The sequence below is a fragment of the Aequorivita iocasae genome (assembly GCF_016757735.1).
Lineage (GTDB): Bacteria > Bacteroidota > Bacteroidia > Flavobacteriales > Flavobacteriaceae > Aequorivita > Aequorivita iocasae.
The window spans coordinates 3,298,198-3,316,695 of the sequence record NZ_CP068439.1; the positions used below are offsets into that span (position 1 = coordinate 3,298,198).

Genomic DNA, 18,498 nt, shown 5'->3' on the forward strand with positions numbered 1-18,498 from the left:
TTTTTTTAATTTGAAAATAATAAAAGTTCTTCTCCATCTTCATAGGTATAAGTTCCCACTTCCAAAAGACCGAGTTTTTTTAAAAGTTTTATCGAAGAATTATTTTGTGGAATAGTGATGCCCACTATGGTTTCAATTTTTAGTTTTTCAGCAGCAAACTGCATCACGGCTTTTGAAGCTTCAAAGGCATAGCCTTTATTGCCAAATTCAGGCAAAAAAGCAAAACCCACATCTGGGTGCTCAAGATTGTCGCGCTTGTAAAGACCTGCCGAGCCAATTGGCGTGCAATCTTCCTTTAATACAACCAAATAAGGCCCAAACCCATGCTTTTCATAACTACTTAAATAATGCTTCTGAATATAGATTTCGGCGTCTTCAATGGTTATAATGTTTCTGTCACCAATGTTTTTAAGCCAGCCCTCGCTGTTCATCAACTTATAAATAAAGGGAGCATCGTTTAAAGTATATTCCCTTAATTCAAGTCTTTCCGTCCGAATCATTATTTTAATTTTTAAAAAGCGGTAGTCCAGCCATCATTTCGTTCACTTTTTCAGCTATACTTTCCAGCTTGTCTTCATCTTGGTGATTAGTGATAACCTCATCGATCAAATCCACAATTTTCTCCATATCCTTTTCAACCAAACCGCGGGTAGTAACCGCAGCTGTCCCAATACGAATTCCGCTGGTTACAAAAGGCGATTTATCATCAAATGGAACCATGTTTTTATTAACCGTAATATCTGCTTTGCCCAAAGCTTCTTCAGCTTCTTTTCCAGATATATTTTTGTTCCGAAGGTCGATAAGCATCATATGGTTATCGGTTCCGCCAGAAATAATATCATATCCTTTTTCTACAAATTTTTGCGCCATTACCGCAGCGTTCTTTTTCACTTGCACCATATAATGAAGAAAATCATCCGTCAAAGCTTCGCCAAAAGCAATTGCTTTTGCGGCAATTATATGTTCCAACGGCCCACCTTGATTGCCGGGGAAAATAGCGCTGTCTAAAAGGCTGCTCATTTTTTTAAGGTTTCCGTTTTTCAGTTTATGACCGAAGGGATTGTCAAAGTCCTTGCCCATCAAAATCATTCCGCCACGCGGACCGCGTAAGGTTTTGTGGGTGGTGGTTGTTACCACGTGGCAGTGCGGAAGTGGGTCGCCAATAATTCCCTTTGCAATCAGCCCGGCGGGATGGGCAATATCTGCAAACAGAATAGCGCCAACTTTATCGGCAATCTCTCGGAAACGCTTATAATCTATTTCCCTTGAATAGGCCGAGGCGCCGGCAATAATCATTTTCGGTTTTTCGGCAACGGCTATTTCCTCAACTTTATCATAATCAATTCTTCCACTTCCTTTGTCAACCCCATAAAAAACTGGTTTATAGAGTCTTCCCGAAAAATTTACGGGAGAACCGTGGGTTAAATGCCCGCCGTGCGAAAGGTCAAACCCTAAATATTTATCACCAGGATTTAAACACGCAGCGAAAACAGCGGTGTTTGCCTGCGAACCGCTGTGTGGTTGAACGTTTGCATATTCGGCCCCAAATAAAGCTTTGGCGCGATCAATAGCTATTTGTTCTGCTTCGTCTACCACTTCACAACCGCCGTAATAGCGCTTGCCGGGATAGCCTTCGGCATATTTATTGGTTAAAACGGAACCTGCGGCTTCCATAACTTGGTCACTCACAAAATTCTCTGAGGCAATCAGCTCCAGACCGTTCAATTGGCGTTGTTTTTCGGCTTCTATTAGTTCAAAAATTTGTTCGTCGCGTTGCATAATATCAGTAAAAGTTAATTAAATCCAAAAATAGTAATTACATTCGGTAACTATCATGAAATATATATATTTGATGAAGAAATTTACTAACAAAACCTTGGTTGTAACTAAATTGCACTAACGAATTAATTCTCTGATTTTGAAACTTTTGAATTTTTTTCCTTAGTTTTATTTGCAACTACAAAAGATTTTAAAAAATGCCCATAACAGCGAACGACCCCAAACGAAAAACCTGGCTGGATACTACGCCAGACACTGATTTTCCAATACAAAATATACCCTTTGGCGTATTTTTAACGCGCGACGATATTATTACCATAGGAACCCGGATTGGCGATTATGCCATTGATCTTGGCGCGTTGCACCAACTTGGATATTTTAATGGAATTGAACTTACTGATGATATCTTTCTGCAAGACACCTTAAATGATTTTATAAGTGACGGAAGAAAAACATGGCGTTTGGTACGAAATAGAATTGCGGATATTTTTGATGCGGAAAATCCTAAGCTTCGTGATAACAAAGATCACAGACAGCATATCCTTTTCACGATGGATGAAGTGGAGATGCAACTTCCCGTGCAAGTAGGTGATTATACAGACTTTTATTCCAGTAAGGAACACGCCACTAACGTGGGAACTATGTTTCGTGGAAAGGACAACGCGTTAATGCCCAACTGGCTCCACATTCCAGTAGGGTATCATGGAAGGAGTTCCTCCATAATCCCAAGCGGAATTAATGCACGGCGACCCTGGGGACAAACCATGCCCGACGGTGCGACGGAACCAGTTTTTGGCCCTTCAAAGTTGGTGGATTTTGAACTGGAGATGGCCTTTATAACCACAGATGCAAATGCTTTGGGAGAACCTATTCCGGTAAATGAAGCTGAGGAATATATCTTCGGCTTGGTACTCTTCAATGACTGGAGCGCACGTGATATTCAAAAGTGGGAATATGTACCGCTCGGCCCATTTTTGGCGAAGAATTTTGCCTCCTCAATTTCACCATGGATTGTAACACTGGATGCGCTGCAGCCCTTCAAAGTAGAAAGTCCGAAACCTGAAATGGAACAACTGCCCTATCTTCAATATAAAGGAAAGAAAAGCTACGATATAAACCTTGAAGTATATATTGCTCCTGAAAATGGAGCTGAAACAAAAGTTTCTACTTCAAACTTTAAATATATGTATTGGAACATGAGCCAGCAATTAGCGCACCATACTATCAACGGCTGCAACGTGAACAGTGGCGATATGATGGGAAGCGGAACAATTTCAGGACCAACACCAGATTCTTACGGTTCCATGCTTGAGCTAACCTGGCGCGGGGAAAAACCCATTACACTTTCAGATGGTACGGAGCGGAAATTTATAAATGACAACGATACCGTTATTTTGAAAGGTTTTTGTAAAAACGAAAATGTACGGATTGGTTTTGGTGAATGCAGGACAAAACTTTTACCGGCCATCAAACAATAATATTTGGCACTACTATTGTAATTTAGCCTTCATAACCAAATCAATTTCGGTATGAAGGCTTTTTATATTCTTCTATTTACGGCGCTTTTCAGCATTTCATGCAATAGCGTGAAGCGCACCCAAAAGTTCGTTGCACAAGGTAATTATAACCAAGCCATTGAACTTGCGGTAAAAAAACTTCAAAAAGATAAAGACGCAAAAGAATACGATGCACACATTCGTTTATTAGAAGAAGCTTTCTTGAAAGCTAAGGATGAAGATTCGCGCCACATTGCTTTTCTCAAAAAAGTAAATAGTCCAAGAGGCGCAAAAGAAATTTATTACACTTATTTGGATCTTCGAGCTCGCCAAGATTTAATCCGTCCGTTGCTTCCTCTTTACAGCAATGAAATGGGAAGGAAGGCAAATTTTGTATTTACAGATTATACAAATGATATTTTGGACGCAAAAGAGGCATACACTCAAGCTCTGTATCAGGAAGCCATTGTTTATATGCAGCACAATACCAAAAAAGACTACAGAAGCGCTTTCAATGTTTTGTGTGAATTGGATGAAGTGCAGCCCAATTATCGCGACGTGCATCAGCTTAGGGAAGATGCCCACTTTCGCGGAACAGATTTCGTTTTCGTTACTTTAAACAATCACACTGGCCAATTTATTCCTTTTAGGTTGGAGCGGGATCTGTTAGATTTCCATACGTACGGCCTGGATGATTTTTGGACCGAATATCATGGACAACGGGAAAACGGAATAAATTATGATTTGGGAATTGATTTAAATTTTCAAACCATTCAAATTTCACCTGAACGCATTTCCGATAGGCAATATACCCGTACACAGCGTATAAAAGACGGATACGAATATGGGCGTGACCGCAAAGGAAATATTGTAAGAGATAGTTTGGGCAACCCCATTAAAATTGATAAGTTTATTAACGTCTCAGCCCAAATTACCATAACCACTCAGCAAAAAAGTGTGTTCGTGGGCGGTACTGTTGTTTATAAAGATTTAAACAAACGGCGCCAAATAAACAGTTTTCCACTTTCTTCCGAATTTGTTTTTGAAAATACATTTGCAAATTTCCGCGGCGATGAACGCGCATTAACCGCTGAAGACCGTAGACTTTTGAATAATCATTTTATACCCTTTCCCAACAACGAACAAATGGTGTTTGATGCCGGAACAGATATAAAGGAACGGTTTAAGGAGATTTTAAGGGACAATTCTTTTTAAATCTTAAATATATCGCTCCAAGTGCGAAGCCTCAATAGAATGATGCGAATCATGGTGTACCACTGCCCCATTTTTAATAACAATCATTTGCGGGCTTTCGTGCTGCACTTTAAAACGAGCCGCTATTTCGTTTGAAATATCACGGTTTTGCAATAAATCCAAGAAATAAAGTTTTAACTGGTCATCAGTAAGTTTGTAGTTTTTCTCAAACAATTTTAAAACCCCTCGGCTAATGCCACAACGGGTAGAATGCTTGAAAATAGCAACAGGCTTGCTTTTAGACTGTTCTATAATTTCATCCAATTGATCCATTGTGCCCAACACATGCCAAGGCACTTCTACTATATCTTCCTTTACAATGTCTCTCGACGTTTTAAATATATCTAATAATCCCATGGTTTTCTTTTTTACAAAACTACAAGTTATAGCCGCGCTATTATCTAAAAGAAATTATAAAAAGTAAAAAACTTAAAATCAGTCATAATGTCTGTTAAATCAAAGGATTTAGCAGCCATTTTGTCTTACTTTTATAATGGCTTTAAATTTGAGATCACACAATCGCAAACAAGAAACAAAAACCTTAATATATGAACTTTAACAACTTTACAATAAAAAGCCAGGAGGCCATTCAGCAAGCACATCAGATTGCGCAAGGCTATGGCCACCAACAGATTGAAAACGAACACATCCTCAAAGCTATTTTTGAGGTGGACGAAAACGTAACACCTTTTATTCTTAAGAAACTTAACGTAAACCTCGCTACTTTACAACAGATTCTTGACAAACAACTGGAAAGCTTTCCAAAGGTTTCCGGCGGCGATATCATGTTATCCCGTGAAGCCAATAAAACTGTAATCGAAGCTAGCAATATTGCCAAAAAAATGGGCGATGAATATGTTTCCATAGAACATTTATTGTTGGCTATTCTAAATTCAAAAAGCGGTATTGCACAAAGCTTAAAAGATCAGGGAGTTACCGAAAAAGGAATGAAAACCGCGATTGATGAATTACGCGGCGGTGAAAAAGTAACCTCACAAAGTGCCGAGGAAACTTACAACTCTTTGAATAAGTACGCCAAAAACCTCAACCAACTTGCCCGCGACGGCAAGCTGGACCCTGTAATTGGCCGTGATGAGGAGATACGAAGAATTCTTCAAATACTCTCAAGAAGGACCAAAAACAACCCCATGCTGGTTGGTGAACCCGGAACAGGTAAAACCGCAATCGCAGAAGGACTTGCCCACCGAATTGTGGACGGAGATGTGCCTGAAAATCTCAAGTCGAAAGAAATCTATTCGCTGGATATGGGCGCACTGATTGCCGGTGCGAAGTATAAAGGTGAATTTGAAGAGCGACTAAAGGCAGTTATCAAGGAAGTAACTTCCAGTGAGGGAGATATTGTTCTCTTCATTGATGAAATACACACTTTAGTAGGCGCCGGTGGCGGACAAGGCGCAATGGATGCGGCGAATATTTTAAAGCCCGCACTCGCCCGTGGAGAACTTCGTGCCATAGGCGCAACTACTTTGGATGAATATCAAAAATATTTCGAAAAAGATAAAGCCCTGGAACGCCGTTTCCAAAAAGTAGTTGTGGACGAACCCGATACCGAGAGCGCTATTTCAATTCTTCGTGGAATTAAGGAAAAATATGAAACCCACCACAAAGTGCGCATTAAGGACGAAGCAATTATTGCGGCTGTAGAGCTTTCAGAACGATACATTACAAACCGCTTTCTTCCCGATAAGGCCATTGACCTTATGGACGAAGCAGCCAGTAAACTTAGGATGGAAATTAATTCCAAACCAGAGGAACTGGACGTTTTGGACAGAAAGATTATGCAGCTTGAAATTGAAATTGAAGCCATAAAACGTGAAAAAGATGAAACCAAACTGAAATCCCTTCACTCAGAATTGGCAAATTTAAAAGAAGAACGCAACGAACTCAATGCAAAATGGCAAAGTGAAAAAGAGGTGGTGGACAATGTACAAAACCTTAAAACCCAAATTGAGGAATACAAACTGGAAGCTGAACGTGCCGAACGTGAGGGCGATTTTGGAAAAGTAGCCGAATTGCGTTACGGTAAAATTAAAGAGGCACAGGAAGAGCTTAACAAACTTGAAACCCAGCTTGCCGAAAATCAAGACGGTTCTTCTATGATTAAAGAAGAGGTAACCCGTGAGGATATTGCCGAAGTAGTTGCAAAATGGACCGGAATACCCGTAACCAAAATGCTTCAGAGCGACCGTGAAAAACTTTTAACGTTGGAAGACCACTTGCACAAACGCGTAGTGGGCCAGGACGAAGCCATTCAGGCAGTGAGTGATGCCATACGCCGTAGCAGAGCAGGATTACAGGATGAAAAGAAACCCATAGGTAGTTTCCTTTTCCTGGGAACCACGGGTGTGGGTAAAACCGAGCTTGCAAAAGCCCTAGCAGAATATCTGTTTGACGATGAAAACGCAATGACCCGTATCGATATGAGCGAATACCAAGAGCGGCACAGTGTGAGCCGTTTGGTTGGTGCACCTCCCGGGTATGTGGGTTATGACGAAGGCGGGCAGCTAACCGAAGCCGTACGCCGCAAACCGTATAGCGTGGTATTGCTGGACGAGATTGAAAAAGCCCATCCAGATACTTTCAATATTTTGTTGCAGGTTTTGGATGAAGGGCGTTTGACCGACAACAAAGGGCGCTTGGCAGATTTCAAGAATACGATTATTATTATGACCAGCAATATGGGAAGCCAGATAATCCAAGAGCGTTTTGAGAGCGTGAAAGACCCTGAGACCGCTATGGAAGGTGCCAAGGTAGAAGTACTCGCCTTACTGAAACAAACCGTGCGCCCAGAGTTCTTGAACCGCATTGACGACATTATTATGTTTACGCCACTTTCAAAAACTGACATACAGAAAATTGTTGGCCTGCAATTGAAAGGCGTTTCCAAAATGTTATTAAAACAAAACATTGTGCTGGATGCAACTCCTGAGGCCATTGCCTATTTATCACAAAAAGGTTTTGATCCGCAGTTTGGCGCAAGACCTGTAAAAAGGGTGATACAGCGCGAAGTACTTAACCAGCTTAGTAAAGAAATACTTGCCGGAAAAATTACTACCGAGAGTGTTATCTTGCTGGATAGCTTTGATGACGGACTGGTTTTTAGAAACCAAGATGCCGTTATCGATGAAAAATAAGCAACAAATAAAGTGAAACTATAAACCCCTGGGCGTTTGCCTAGGGGTTTTGCTTTATTGGATTGAACAGAATAAAGTGGTTTTAAATAGTTCTTTTGTATGTTTCAGAGCTATAAATAGCGTGTGGTTTATTTTTCTGAGATTTCTTTCAGTTTGTTTAATGCGTTTGGGTAGGTCTTATCAAAGTAATCCAAGTATTCATCAACAACATCTACTTCTACGGTTACAGTAGTAACGCCATTGTTTTCGTTAAACTTGTAGTTTTCGTGTCCACCTGCCCATTTTTCTACCATTTCACCAGAGGTTATCTCTGTATCGCCATCTAAAATTCCATAGTGTCTGATTGAAACAAAACTTGCGGGATTATTTTCTACTATTTCTGCAACCATGCCCCCTCTTTTGCCATTTTCATCCTGCCCCACAAAAAGTATTTTGCTTCCTTCATTCCAGCTGCCCTCAAAAGTGGAGGTAGGATTGAAAGCTGCTGTCCACGACTCATAAGTAGCTTTATCTTTTAAGCCAAGCATCGTTTCATAGACCTTTTGAGACGATGCATTTATCTTTTTTTGGTATTGTATCTTTTTCATCGGTAGTTGTTTTAGAGGCCTAAATTTAGCTAATATTCTGAATTTAATAATGTTAGCTTTTAAATTTATTAATTCTTAAAAAATGCACTTCTTTCTTGGCCAGCCAAGGGTTGCGGATAGCGAGAAACAAATTGTTATAGGGTGTGCTTCAATGTATTTATTTGAGTACAATTTTGTCTACTAATATCCCCTCATCGGAAATCAACTTTATCACGTAAATACCTTTGGAAATATCGGATAGATCAATTTGAGGGTTAGCCGGCAATTCTCTAACTTTTTTTCCTGAAATGTGGTAAACTAAAATTTTGTTCAAGTTTTTATTTCCAATATTTATGATGCCATTTGAAGGATTAGGATAAATTATAGCTTTTTGATAATTAAAATCTTCAACATTTATGACTGCCCCTCCAACATACACAGTTTCAATATAGTCCGATTCCACTGGTCCAGGATTGTAAACGGCTGTTACGTGGGCATTAAATCCACCCCCACCATTATATAATAAAAAATCTACACCTCCGCAATTGCTTTCAATTCCATTAATGGTTTCAATATTATAAATAGAAGTTTCGTCACTTATAAATATATAAAAGTCGTCTTCTCTATAAATATTATAGCCCACGATTTCATCGTGGGGTTGTTCTGGTTCATCCCAATCGAGAATAAAAAAATTGTTGGGAAACTCATACCATTGTTCCCAGGTTAGGTTTTGAACTGGATTAATTTGTCCGAATGATTGAAAGGCGAAAACCAAAGAAATTGCAAATGTCAATGTAATTGTTTTCATAATGTCTCTTTTTTATATGTTGGGTAACGGTCTCTGGCTCTATGAACAGTTGCATGGGTTAGCACGGACTTTTGCAAGAATACTACAAGCTAAAAATTCTGCAGGAATTTTCAGGATAAGCCTGTAATAGCAATTGTTTACAGCCAATGTTGTACACCGTTTTTTTAGTAATTCCATTTATTAACCCACTTCGGTCTATTATTATTTACTTCATTAATTTCCTCTTCAGTTGGTTTTTCGCTTAAACCAATGTCCGATAAATTCAGATACTTTTCAGCGTATTCGTTTATGGAAACTGAAGTATATGAACCTGTCATCATAAATCCATTTCCAAGCTGTTTATTAATGACAAGAATCCGTTTTTTTAAAAGTCCACTCACTACAGGGTCATCGATTGGCATTTCGATAGAAGTCTGTTGATTTATAAGAAATTCTCTGATGACAGATTGTTCGTGTAAATCAAGATTTTTCAATCTTTCCTTAAAGCTGTTTTTAATTTTTTGGATTTTAAATTGAGTACGGATATATTTGAATAACCAGATAATGAAATTTACAATTACAAGTCCAGATGATGTAATAAAAACAAGTCCAACAATCCAATCGTAGGTTTCATTTAGTTTGTCAAGCTGAACTTTTTCTAAAATTGTATTGTCAGCGAAAAGTATAAAACCAGAAATAACCGCAAAAAGAAAGAAGAATTTTGCGGGCAATTTTGTTAAATCAAATAAGTTTTTTAAATGTTCCAAGGTTTGTTTTTAAAATGATTTAAGCTGTTGTAATTATTTTCCACTTTTTTTAAGTCGATGCGATACTGTATATTCTTTTCCTTTCGAATTTTCATACTTAATATCCACAATCGATTCCTTTTTTCTAAAGTCTTTTGTTATGTCAATATCTTTAAAAAATTCAGGTCTTTTTATATTCTTAAATTTTCCGAAAACCCTTTTGGCATATTCGAGTTCAATTGTAGCTTCTCCATCAGGCTCAATAGAATAGTCCTCTGGAAGATTTTTTCTAACTCGAATTCCATTACGCATTTTTTTAATCCGAACGTTAAATGCTCTTTTTTTTGAAGTGTTTCTTAATGATAAGGTGATAGTCGTTAGCATTTCTCTTGAGGCATTTGTTTCGTCTCCTACCATTCTATCGGAAGGGTCATCATTTCCGCGTATTTCTGTCGCATTTACTCCAGCCCACCTTGAATATCCTGTTATTTTTAATTTCGGTCTTTTCGGAAATAATTTCGCTAAAGTGATTATTAGAGTTAATAAACCAACGCAAAGAATGAAAATTCCGGTGTTGTTTTTTATAAAGTCAAATATTTCGTTCATTCAATAACTTAAATTGGTTGTTAGCTGGCTGTTCTTAAATGTTGCCCAACTGATTATATAGTAACATTTATCACTGATACCCCGTAAATAAGTCAGGATATGCCAAGTTTTTGTTACTGTTATCCTATAAAGATAAAATAATTTTTCGCTAGCTATGCAAAAAGTATTTTCTTACTTCCCCATCACCTCTTTCAACAGCTCCAACTGCCCGGCAAGTATCTTGTTTTCCTCCTCCAGTTGTGCAATGCGTTGTGCCTGGGTGGTGTCTTCGGGTACATGTGTGGTGTAGGTTTGCGGCAATTGCGCGGCCAGGTCTGCAAAAAAATTGTGCTCTACTGCCACACATATATCCCAAAGCACATTGCACTGCAAACTCTTGCGCTCCTCATAATCTTGAACGGTCGCCCTGTTCCGGTTCATGGCCCGCGCAAGTCCAGATTTGTTAATGCGGTTTGTTTTATAATAGGTTTTCAGTAAATTCCCTACATGTGGAGGTATTAATTTCTTCTGTGTTTTCATTTTTAGTAGTCTTTATAGTTAATTAGTGCTTTTTGTAAGATAAAATCCAACAGCTGTATGTTTTAGCCTAACACGTGTAAGGTATTTACTAACAGAAGTATGTTTTAACCTTACATTTGTTAGGTGTTTTCTAACAAGTGTATGTTTTATACTTACTTGTTTTAGGTTGTTTCTAACAGCTGTATGTTTTAACCTTACGGGTGTTAGGCAATTTCTAACAGCTGTATGTTTAAGGCTAACAAAATTCATCATTCTTTTGGCCCGCCCTTCTTTTTCTCCCTCTTTCCCTGCTTCTCAAACCGCCACGCCAACTCATCCATCGCGCTTTGTGCGTTGGCAACGCCCGCCTTTGCAGTAATCTTGTACATTCCATAGTGCGCTAGCCCCGTGCCGTAGGCCTCGTGCCCCACGATGCGCTCCACATCTTTCAGCAGATAGTTTAGCCCATCTATGCGGCTGCGCAGGGTTTGCAGTTGTTTAAATAGTTTTAGGTCTGTATCTGTGTTATCGTTGAGCAGTACTGGGGGCAAGATGCCCGCGCCAATGCCGTTCTTGAGCCGCACCACATCTTCCACAAAGGCCAGGTTGCGCACGTCTAGCGCGCGGTAGCGTTTGCGTTCGGCATCAGTGAGAGTGCCTTTGGGAAGCAGCTCCCTTATTTCCTGAATTTTTTGAAGTATAAGCGCCATGGTGGCCTCATCCAGCGTTTCATGGATCTGGTTGTAGCTTATGTTTGCCATACGTAATCAGTAAAAAAATTATACAATATACTATAAGCGGCAGGAGCCGCAACTGGGGAGAGTGCTAAATGTAATAAAAAAACAGAAAGACTGAAGCGGAATTTTTTTCAAAAATTGAAAACCAAAAAAAGACCCCTTAAAATCTCAATAACTTGAAATTTTAAGGGGTCCGGCTTCAAATAAAGCGGTAATTAAAGTTTAGGTGAAAATTACCACTTGTCAATCTTCTCTTTCAATTTTTCTTTAGATTCACCTGTCTTTTCTTGAAGGCGACCAAGCAATTCGTCAGATTTTCCTTCGGCATACTTTAAATCATCATCGGTAAGGTCTGCATATTCTTGTTTGAATTTACCTTTTACTTGGTTCCATTTTCCTTTAAACTGATCTTCGTTCATAGCTTTTTTGTTTTAAGTTAAATTAATTTTTCTTTTTCGTTTTATAAAATTACAACAGACGCCCCCCTATTTATAATAATGAAATATTAAAGATTCAGCCGTTTTAGTTATAACTTTGCCAATGAGTCTTAAAAAATGTTATTTAAAAAAATTTTTATGAAACATTTCGTCATCCTATTAACACTATTGCCACTTTTCACCTTTTGTGGAAAACAAAAAGAAAAAGAAGAAACTCCCAAAGCCCAGCAAAGCATCTCTGGCGACTATCATGCCACCTATTACCTAATACGCCACGCCGAAAAGTTACGCACAGACCCCAAAGACCCAGACCCTGCCCTAAATATAGACGGCATGGTGCGCGCCAAGCGTTGGGCCACCTATTTTGAACCCATCAAGATTGATGAAATTTACATTACCAAATACATGCGCACCAAGCAGACCATCTCGCTCATAGCACAGCAAAAACAGATTTCCCCAAAGCGCTATGATCCCAATACCCTTTATTCAGGAGATTTTTTAAAACACACAAACGGCAAGACGGTGCTTATTGCGGGCCACAGCAACACCACCCCGCAATTGGTGAACCAACTAATAGGCGAAGATAAATTTGATGATATGGATGATAGCGACAACGCTACACTCTTTAAAGTGACCATAAACGGAAAGGACAAAAATGTAGAGACCATTACGGTTGAGTAGTGAGTGGTGAGTGGTGAGCGGTGAGCGGTGAGCGGTGAGTGGTGAGCGGTGAGCGGTGAGTGGTGAGTGGTGAGTGGTGAGTGAAATTATTCTTTCTTCTTTATTCTCTATTCTCTATTCTCTATTCTCTATTCTATAATCTATATTCTATCATAATTATTCACTAAACATTATAAATTCTACATTAATCATTCTACTTTTGCACCTATGGCAATTCAGAAAAACGTAAAAATAAAAAACCGGAAAGCTAAGTTTGAGTATGAAATTCTTGATACTTATACAGCTGGAATTGTTTTGCGCGGTACTGAAATAAAAGCCATCCGCGAAGGAAAGGCCTCCATAGCCGAAAGTTTTTGCGAATTCAGCAACGGGGAGCTGTTTGTGATAAACATGACCGTTCAGGAATATAGCCACGCCACGCACTACAGCCACGCCCCAAAAAGCGAGCGCAAACTTTTACTGAACCGCAGTGAACTAAAAAAACTTGAAAAAGAGGTAAAAAACAGCGGGCTTACCATCATTCCCTTAGTGCTCTTCACCAACGATAGAGGTTTGGCAAAGGTAGACATTGCCCTTTGCCGCGGTAAAAAGGAATATGATAAACGTGAAGTCATCAAAGAACGCGACTCCAAAAAGCAACTCAGCCGGATTAAAAAAGCGTTTAATAATTAATTCATAAAAATTTTACAGGCACCCAAGCTTTTGGTATTTTGGTTGTTGAATAATTACAACAGCCATCGTTTTCTTTTATGAAAAAAATTCTCTTTGCCCTGCTTTTACTTTCAGCTTATGTAACGCAAGCCCAAATAGTGGGAAAAGTAACCGATACCAAGGGCCAGCCCCTGCCCTACGTAAACATCTATCTTCAAAATAGCTACATAGGCACCACCACCAATGACGATGGCAATTATGCATTGAGCGTTTCACAAAAGACGGAATACAAAATTATTTTTCAGTTCTTGGGGTATAAAACGCTTACCAAGACCATTGCCCCCAGTGCCTTTCCTTATATTCTGAATGTTTCCCTTGAAGAAGAAACCACTAGCCTAGACGAAGTGGTGGTAAACACCTCCGAAGACCCCGCATACCGCATCATCCGCAAGACCATTGCCCAACGAAAGGAAAACCTAGAAAAACTTAGTGAGTACACTGCCGATTTTTACTCGCGCGGCCTGTGGAAAGTAAAAAACGTACCCGAAAAAATTATGGGACAGGAAGTTGGTGATTTTGATGGGATGCTGGACTCTACACGTACGGGCATCATTTACCTTTCGGAAACCATTTCAGAAATAGCGTACCAAAAACCGGATAAGTTCACCGAAAAAATCATTGCCAGTAAAGTAAGCGGGAATGATAATGGCTTCAGTTTCAACAGTGCGCAGAGCGCCAACATTTCTTTTTATGAAAATACCATAGAGCTAAATGCAGCGCTCGTTTCGCCCATAGCAAACAATGCGTTGAGCTACTATAATTACAAACTGGACGGGGTTTTTTACGAAGGGCCAAAACTCATCAATAAAATAAAAGTTATCCCCAAACGCCCCAATGACAGGGTGTGGCAAGGATACGTGTATATTGTGGAAGATGATTGGCAGCTCTATGGGGTTGAACTTAATACCACGGGGGCCGCCATACAGGTGCCTTTTGTAAGCAATTTAATGGTAAAGCAGAATTACAAGTACGACACCACAAACGACTTCTGGGTAAAAATATCGCAGACTGTTGATTTTGGTTTTGGCTTTTTGGGAATGGAAGGCGATGGCCGTTTTATAGCCGTTTACAGCAATTATGACTTTAAGCCACAGTTCACCAAAAAATCCTTTACCAACGAGGTGCTATCATTTAAACCGGAGGCTAACAAAAAAGATAGCCTCTATTGGAAGGGCAGCCGCCCCGTGCCATTAACAGATGAAGAACTTAAGGATTACATTAAAAAAGACAGCATCCAGATTTTAAGACGCTCAAAACCCTATTTAGACTCCCTCGATGCGAAGTCAAACAAACCGGGCGTTTTGAGCATATTGACCGGCTATACCTATAAAAATTCCTTCGAGAAATGGTCGGTTGGGTATGAGGGTCCGTTGCCCAATATAAATTTCAACACCGTACAGGGTTGGAACAGCACGGCTGGATTTACCTTTAACAAATGGTATGACGACAACCAGACCAATACGCTTTCTGCAGCTATTCGGGCAGATTATGGCATTGCAGAAGACAGGCTTCGGTTTACCGCAAATATCCTTCGGAATTTCAATTGGACCAATAAATTGCGTATTTCACTTTCCGGCGGAAGCAAAGTGGCCCAATTTAACGATTCTGAGCCTATTTCACCCCTCCTCAATACCATTGCCACCCTTTTCTTTGAAAGAAACTATATGAAGCTATACGAGCTTAATTTTGGACAGCTGGGTTACAGTCAGGAAGTTTTTAATGGGCTTCATCTGTATGCAAAGGTCGCTTATGAGAACAGGAAACCACTTTTTAACAATACCGATTATGTTACCATTCCGTTTGACGATGTGAGCTATACCAGCAACAATCCTTTGGCTCCAAACAATTTCAACAATGCTGCAATTGCCGAGCATAACATTGTGAAAAGCAAACTTCGGGCGCGTATCAACTTCGCCCAAAAGTATTTTTCAAATCCCGATATGAAATTTAATATCGGCGACAACAAATATCCCGAATTGAACCTTTCGGTAGAAAATGGTGCCGCAATTACGGAGAGTCGTTACGATTACACCCAATTTGAAGCCAGCCTCAACCAGTCCATTTCCTTGGGAAATAAAGGTCAGTTTTATTACAATTTGAAAGGTGGGACTTTTGCGAACGGTGAGGGAATATCGTTTGTAGATTATAAACATTTCAACGGAAACCAAACACGGGTAGGCACTTCGCCGAATTATACCAATGTTTTTAACTTGATGCCTTATTATAATTTTAGTACCAACAAAAGCTACTTTGAAGGCCACGTAGAGCATGATTTCCGTGGGTGGATTTTGGGGAAAATCCCCGGAATCAATCAACTGAACCTCAACTTAGTAGCGGGCGCACATTTTTTAAGCACCGAAGAAAGAAAACCATATTCCGAAATTTCCGTAGGTATAGATAACCTTGGCTTCGGAAAATTCAGGTTGCTGCGCATAGATTACGTGCGTTCCTATTACAACGGCGGCAGTGACGGTGCTTTTATTTTCGGGCTGAAGTTTCTTGACCTTTTGGGTCTTTAATTAAAATTACTATGAAAAATATATTTAAAATTTTACTTGTCTGCTTGCTATTCACAAGCTGTATCCCAATGCAGAAAGTGCCTAAAGATGCAGTAATGACCGACTTTTTCCATTTTCAAAAAGCACAGGATTACGACGCTTCCAAATGGGCCGTATTTCTACCCGGAACTGGAGGCTTAAGGATTTTTAAGGATACCACCCATTATTATGATGTTGCGAAAAAGCTAAATGCTGAGGGCATTTCGGTTTTATTGGTTGATAATGTTGCAGCCTACAAAGCATCCAAAAGAGATGTGGATGAAGAAGAGCCCGCCCAAATTCTGTGGACGTTGGAAGAAGCCTTGAAATGGGCAAAACAGAAAGGAAAAATTGATCCAAATTCTGAAGGAAGTATTGTGGGCTGGTCGCGCGCGGGCCTCGGTTTAATTCCGCTTGCAAATAATGCTTCAGAACTTGAACGGCTTAATATTAAAAAAATAGCAATGTTTTATCCCGCAAATGGTTATGAAATACAGCTAAAGCCAAAAGTTCCAGTGCTTGTAATGACCGGCGGAAAGGATAAAATCGTTAAGGTTGACGATATTTTGAAGCATATGGTGGCCGAAAACGCAACTATTCAAGTGTACGATGATGCTTACCACGGTTATGATGTGGAAAGCCTAGAAAAAGGAAAGTATTATCGCTACATACCCTTCATCAGCAAAAAACATTATCTTTTGAAATACAATGAAGAAGCCGCAGCCGAATCCTTTGAGGAATTGATTAAATTTTTAAATTGACGGATGAAATATAATCAAGCTGAAATCAATTACAACCAATTACTCATCAAAGCAAATAAAAGCCCGCTTCTCATAAGGGCCACCCTAACTGTAATTTTGCTTATCTGCATATTGATACCTATAGCGGCGACCTATTTTTTAATTTCCGAAAGGAAGGGCCCACACATTGGAATTGTTCTTTCTTTCTTTTTATTCTGGGGAATAGGATTTTATTTATTGCGTATTATCCTATGGAACACCTTCGGACGCGAAATAATAATATTTGAAAAGGATAAAATCCTCTATGAAGCTGACTACCGTTTCTTTAAAGATGGTAAACAAACCATATCAACAGAAAATATTGAAGTTGTTGCAGTTCCTACTGAAGATAAAACAGATAACTTAGCTTTACTCAATTTTTCAAATGGACAGCAACACATAGACACCGTTCTGAAAGTTTCCCTAGATAAAATGAGGAACATCGCACAAGAAATAAACAGCAGATATTAAAAAATGGCAATCCCCTTCCCGATTATACTAACTGAAAGATTAAACCTGCGAAAAGTAGTCCCTAGCGATTTGGATAGGGTTCACTTTTTGCGTTCCGACCAAACAATAAACAAATACATAAAACGGGAGCCCCAAACTTTGGAAACCGCAAAAGCACACATTGAAAGATTGGACTCAAATCTAAAAACAGACAAAGCCATCGCTTGGGGAATAACCACCAAAGAATCTGATATCTTGATTGGCTCAATTTGCCTCTGGAATTTTTCAGAAGACAAGAAAAAGGCAGAGGTAGGTTACGACCTCGATCCAAAATTTCAAGGCAAAGGAATTATGAGCGAAGCCCTAAAAGCCGTTTTGGATTTCGCTTTCAACCAAAGAAGTTTTGAAACCATCGAAGCCTACACGGATTATAGGAATATTCCTTCAAAAAAGCTGCTAAAAATACATGGATTTATTCCAAGACAAGGTATTAAAGATCCTGAAAACCAAAACAATGAAGTGTATTATCTAAACCGTTAGTTTTTATCTTCCAAAAGCGGTACAAAACGGAACTCTCCGTAAGTTTCCTTCTGAAATTCAGTATCCGATTTACGTAAAAACACGGTCATTATTTGCACATTTTCACCTACGGGAATCACCAATCTTCCACCAACTTTTAATTGAGCCAACAACGGATTTGGAACAAATGGCGCGCCGGCTGTTACAATAATTCCATCAAAAGGAGCTTCTTCCTCCAGCCCAATATAACCATCTCCAAAAATCATGCGTTTGGGTTTGTATCCAAGTTTTGGAAGAAACAATTTCGTCTTTTTGAAAAGTTCGTTTTGCCGTTCAATAGTATAAAGGGTTGCGCCTATTTCCAAAAGCACTGCAGCTTGATAGCCGCTTCCTGTTCCTATTTCCAGAATTTTATCGCCTTTCTTCACATTCAAAAGCTCTGTTTGGCGGGCTACGGTATATGGTTGTGAAATGGTTTGGTCAGCAGCAATCGGGAATGCCTTGTCCACATACGCATGGTCCACAAACCCCGAATCCATAAAAAGATGCCGTGGAATCTTGCCAATAGCTTGTAAAACATTTTTATCGACAATCCCTTTTCTTTTAAGGGTTTCGACCAATCTTTTACGCATTCCTTGGTGTGTAAATGTATCTTTCACGGCTTATTTCTTTTAAACCACAAAGTAACCAAATTTGATAAATAAGCACAATTTACAATTGTATAAATATGAATTAATAACTTACAAACTCTAAACCCATA

Annotated in this window: 20 protein-coding genes; 9 read left to right on the forward strand and 11 right to left on the reverse strand. The window is 39.4% G+C overall.

The window, feature by feature from the left end; translation table 11 throughout:
- Nucleotides 1–5: 5 nt before the first annotated feature.
- Both JK629_RS15170 and glyA read right to left on the reverse strand, forming a co-directional pair.
- Nucleotides 6–500 (reverse strand): GNAT family N-acetyltransferase, encoded by a 495-nt coding sequence (locus JK629_RS15170; RefSeq protein WP_225626060.1) that lies wholly within the window; start codon nt 498–500, stop codon nt 6–8.
- Nucleotides 501–504: 4 nt separating this feature from the next.
- Nucleotides 505–1,779 (reverse strand): serine hydroxymethyltransferase, encoded by a 1,275-nt coding sequence (gene glyA / locus JK629_RS15175; protein WP_202336441.1) that lies wholly within the window; start codon nt 1,777–1,779, stop codon nt 505–507.
- Between the two features lie 197 nt (nt 1,780–1,976).
- Between glyA and fahA the strand changes: the two genes are divergently transcribed.
- Both fahA and JK629_RS15185 read left to right on the forward strand, forming a co-directional pair.
- Nucleotides 1,977–3,257, forward strand: a complete 1,281-nt coding sequence (fahA, locus tag JK629_RS15180) for a fumarylacetoacetase (RefSeq protein WP_202336442.1) — start codon at nt 1,977–1,979, stop codon at nt 3,255–3,257.
- 51 nt (nt 3,258–3,308) lie between these two features.
- The gene (locus JK629_RS15185; RefSeq protein WP_202336443.1) at nt 3,309–4,490 is read left to right on the forward strand and encodes a hypothetical protein; all 1,182 of its coding nucleotides are present in this window, start codon (nt 3,309–3,311) and stop codon (nt 4,488–4,490) included.
- 3 nt (nt 4,491–4,493) lie between these two features.
- On the opposite strand, the gene ytxJ is transcribed toward JK629_RS15185, so the two are convergent.
- Nucleotides 4,494–4,886 (reverse strand): bacillithiol system redox-active protein YtxJ, encoded by a 393-nt coding sequence (ytxJ, locus tag JK629_RS15190; protein WP_202336444.1) that lies wholly within the window; start codon nt 4,884–4,886, stop codon nt 4,494–4,496.
- A gap of 191 nt (nt 4,887–5,077) precedes the next feature.
- Here ytxJ and clpB point away from each other — a divergent pair, with 191 nt between their 5' ends.
- A complete protein-coding gene (gene clpB, locus JK629_RS15195; protein ID WP_202336445.1) occupies nt 5,078–7,684 on the forward strand; it encodes an ATP-dependent chaperone ClpB in 2,607 nt (868 codons plus the stop codon).
- 128 nt (nt 7,685–7,812) lie between these two features.
- Here the strand turns inward: clpB and JK629_RS15200 are convergent, their stop codons facing one another.
- The 7 genes from JK629_RS15200 to JK629_RS15230 form a co-directional block, all read right to left on the reverse strand.
- Nucleotides 7,813–8,271, reverse strand: a complete 459-nt coding sequence (locus JK629_RS15200; protein ID WP_202336446.1) for an SRPBCC domain-containing protein — start codon at nt 8,269–8,271, stop codon at nt 7,813–7,815.
- A gap of 157 nt (nt 8,272–8,428) precedes the next feature.
- The gene (locus JK629_RS15205) at nt 8,429–9,058 is read right to left on the reverse strand and encodes a T9SS type A sorting domain-containing protein (RefSeq protein WP_202336447.1); all 630 of its coding nucleotides are present in this window, start codon (nt 9,056–9,058) and stop codon (nt 8,429–8,431) included.
- Nucleotides 9,059–9,222: 164 nt separating this feature from the next.
- On the reverse strand, nt 9,223–9,804 hold the full coding sequence (locus JK629_RS15210; protein WP_202336448.1) for a super-infection exclusion protein B: 582 nt from the start codon (nt 9,802–9,804) through the stop codon (nt 9,223–9,225).
- A 33-nt stretch (nt 9,805–9,837) separates the two neighbouring features.
- Nucleotides 9,838–10,389 (reverse strand): hypothetical protein, encoded by a 552-nt coding sequence (locus JK629_RS15215; RefSeq protein WP_202336449.1) that lies wholly within the window; start codon nt 10,387–10,389, stop codon nt 9,838–9,840.
- A gap of 171 nt (nt 10,390–10,560) precedes the next feature.
- The gene (locus JK629_RS15220) at nt 10,561–10,908 is read right to left on the reverse strand and encodes a hypothetical protein (RefSeq protein WP_202336450.1); all 348 of its coding nucleotides are present in this window, start codon (nt 10,906–10,908) and stop codon (nt 10,561–10,563) included.
- Between the two features lie 248 nt (nt 10,909–11,156).
- Nucleotides 11,157–11,648, reverse strand: coding sequence for a hypothetical protein (locus JK629_RS15225; protein ID WP_202336451.1), 492 nt, complete (start codon nt 11,646–11,648; stop codon nt 11,157–11,159).
- 209 nt (nt 11,649–11,857) lie between these two features.
- Entirely contained in the window at nt 11,858–12,043 is a 186-nt protein-coding gene (locus JK629_RS15230; RefSeq protein ID WP_202336452.1) for a CsbD family protein, read from the reverse strand.
- A gap of 156 nt (nt 12,044–12,199) precedes the next feature.
- Between JK629_RS15230 and JK629_RS15235 the strand changes: the two genes are divergently transcribed.
- The 6 genes from JK629_RS15235 (at nt 12,200) to JK629_RS15260 (ending at nt 17,759) form a co-directional block, all read left to right on the forward strand.
- On the forward strand, nt 12,200–12,742 hold the full coding sequence (locus JK629_RS15235; RefSeq protein WP_202336453.1) for a SixA phosphatase family protein: 543 nt from the start codon (nt 12,200–12,202) through the stop codon (nt 12,740–12,742).
- Nucleotides 12,743–12,949: 207 nt separating this feature from the next.
- Nucleotides 12,950–13,414 (forward strand): SsrA-binding protein SmpB, encoded by a 465-nt coding sequence (smpB, locus tag JK629_RS15240; protein ID WP_202336454.1) that lies wholly within the window; start codon nt 12,950–12,952, stop codon nt 13,412–13,414.
- A 77-nt stretch (nt 13,415–13,491) separates the two neighbouring features.
- Nucleotides 13,492–15,972, forward strand: coding sequence for a DUF5686 and carboxypeptidase regulatory-like domain-containing protein (locus tag JK629_RS15245; RefSeq protein WP_202336455.1), 2,481 nt, complete (start codon nt 13,492–13,494; stop codon nt 15,970–15,972).
- Nucleotides 15,973–16,040: 68 nt separating this feature from the next.
- The gene (locus JK629_RS15250) at nt 16,041–16,751 is read left to right on the forward strand and encodes a dienelactone hydrolase family protein (RefSeq protein ID WP_202336456.1); all 711 of its coding nucleotides are present in this window, start codon (nt 16,041–16,043) and stop codon (nt 16,749–16,751) included.
- A gap of 3 nt (nt 16,752–16,754) precedes the next feature.
- Nucleotides 16,755–17,240, forward strand: a complete 486-nt coding sequence (locus tag JK629_RS15255) for a hypothetical protein (RefSeq protein WP_202336457.1) — start codon at nt 16,755–16,757, stop codon at nt 17,238–17,240.
- A 3-nt stretch (nt 17,241–17,243) separates the two neighbouring features.
- Nucleotides 17,244–17,759, forward strand: coding sequence for a GNAT family N-acetyltransferase (locus tag JK629_RS15260; protein ID WP_202336458.1), 516 nt, complete (start codon nt 17,244–17,246; stop codon nt 17,757–17,759).
- Here the strand turns inward: JK629_RS15260 and JK629_RS15265 are convergent.
- Nucleotides 17,756–18,397 (reverse strand): protein-L-isoaspartate(D-aspartate) O-methyltransferase, encoded by a 642-nt coding sequence (locus tag JK629_RS15265; protein ID WP_202336459.1) that lies wholly within the window; start codon nt 18,395–18,397, stop codon nt 17,756–17,758. The genes JK629_RS15260 and JK629_RS15265 overlap by 4 nt on opposite strands.
- Nucleotides 18,398–18,498: the final 101 nt, after the last annotated feature.

Bases quoted from the DNA above. Each gene is read 5' to 3' on its own strand.
- JK629_RS15255 (WP_202336457.1), top strand. From the start codon at position 16,755: ATGAAATATAATCAAGCTGAAATCAATTACAACCAATTACTCATCAAA.
- clpB (WP_202336445.1), top strand. From the start codon at position 5,078: ATGAACTTTAACAACTTTACAATAAAAAGCCAGGAGGCCATTCAGCAA.
- JK629_RS15215 (WP_202336449.1), bottom strand. From the start codon at position 10,389: ATGAACGAAATATTTGACTTTATAAAAAACAACACCGGAATTTTCATT.
- JK629_RS15250 (WP_202336456.1), top strand. From the start codon at position 16,041: ATGCAGAAAGTGCCTAAAGATGCAGTAATGACCGACTTTTTCCATTTT.
- JK629_RS15220 (WP_202336450.1), bottom strand. From the start codon at position 10,908: ATGAAAACACAGAAGAAATTAATACCTCCACATGTAGGGAATTTACTG.
- JK629_RS15170 (WP_225626060.1), bottom strand. From the start codon at position 500: ATGATTCGGACGGAAAGACTTGAATTAAGGGAATATACTTTAAACGAT.
- JK629_RS15245 (WP_202336455.1), top strand. From the start codon at position 13,492: ATGAAAAAAATTCTCTTTGCCCTGCTTTTACTTTCAGCTTATGTAACG.
- JK629_RS15225 (WP_202336451.1), bottom strand. From the start codon at position 11,648: ATGGCAAACATAAGCTACAACCAGATCCATGAAACGCTGGATGAGGCC.
- JK629_RS15235 (WP_202336453.1), top strand. From the start codon at position 12,200: ATGAAACATTTCGTCATCCTATTAACACTATTGCCACTTTTCACCTTT.
- ytxJ (WP_202336444.1), bottom strand. From the start codon at position 4,886: ATGGGATTATTAGATATATTTAAAACGTCGAGAGACATTGTAAAGGAA.
- JK629_RS15230 (WP_202336452.1), bottom strand. From the start codon at position 12,043: ATGAACGAAGATCAGTTTAAAGGAAAATGGAACCAAGTAAAAGGTAAA.
- glyA (WP_202336441.1), bottom strand. From the start codon at position 1,779: ATGCAACGCGACGAACAAATTTTTGAACTAATAGAAGCCGAAAAACAA.
- fahA (WP_202336442.1), top strand. From the start codon at position 1,977: ATGCCCATAACAGCGAACGACCCCAAACGAAAAACCTGGCTGGATACT.
- JK629_RS15185 (WP_202336443.1), top strand. From the start codon at position 3,309: ATGAAGGCTTTTTATATTCTTCTATTTACGGCGCTTTTCAGCATTTCA.
- JK629_RS15200 (WP_202336446.1), bottom strand. From the start codon at position 8,271: ATGAAAAAGATACAATACCAAAAAAAGATAAATGCATCGTCTCAAAAG.
- JK629_RS15260 (WP_202336458.1), top strand. From the start codon at position 17,244: ATGGCAATCCCCTTCCCGATTATACTAACTGAAAGATTAAACCTGCGA.
- smpB (WP_202336454.1), top strand. From the start codon at position 12,950: ATGGCAATTCAGAAAAACGTAAAAATAAAAAACCGGAAAGCTAAGTTT.
- JK629_RS15205 (WP_202336447.1), bottom strand. From the start codon at position 9,058: ATGAAAACAATTACATTGACATTTGCAATTTCTTTGGTTTTCGCCTTT.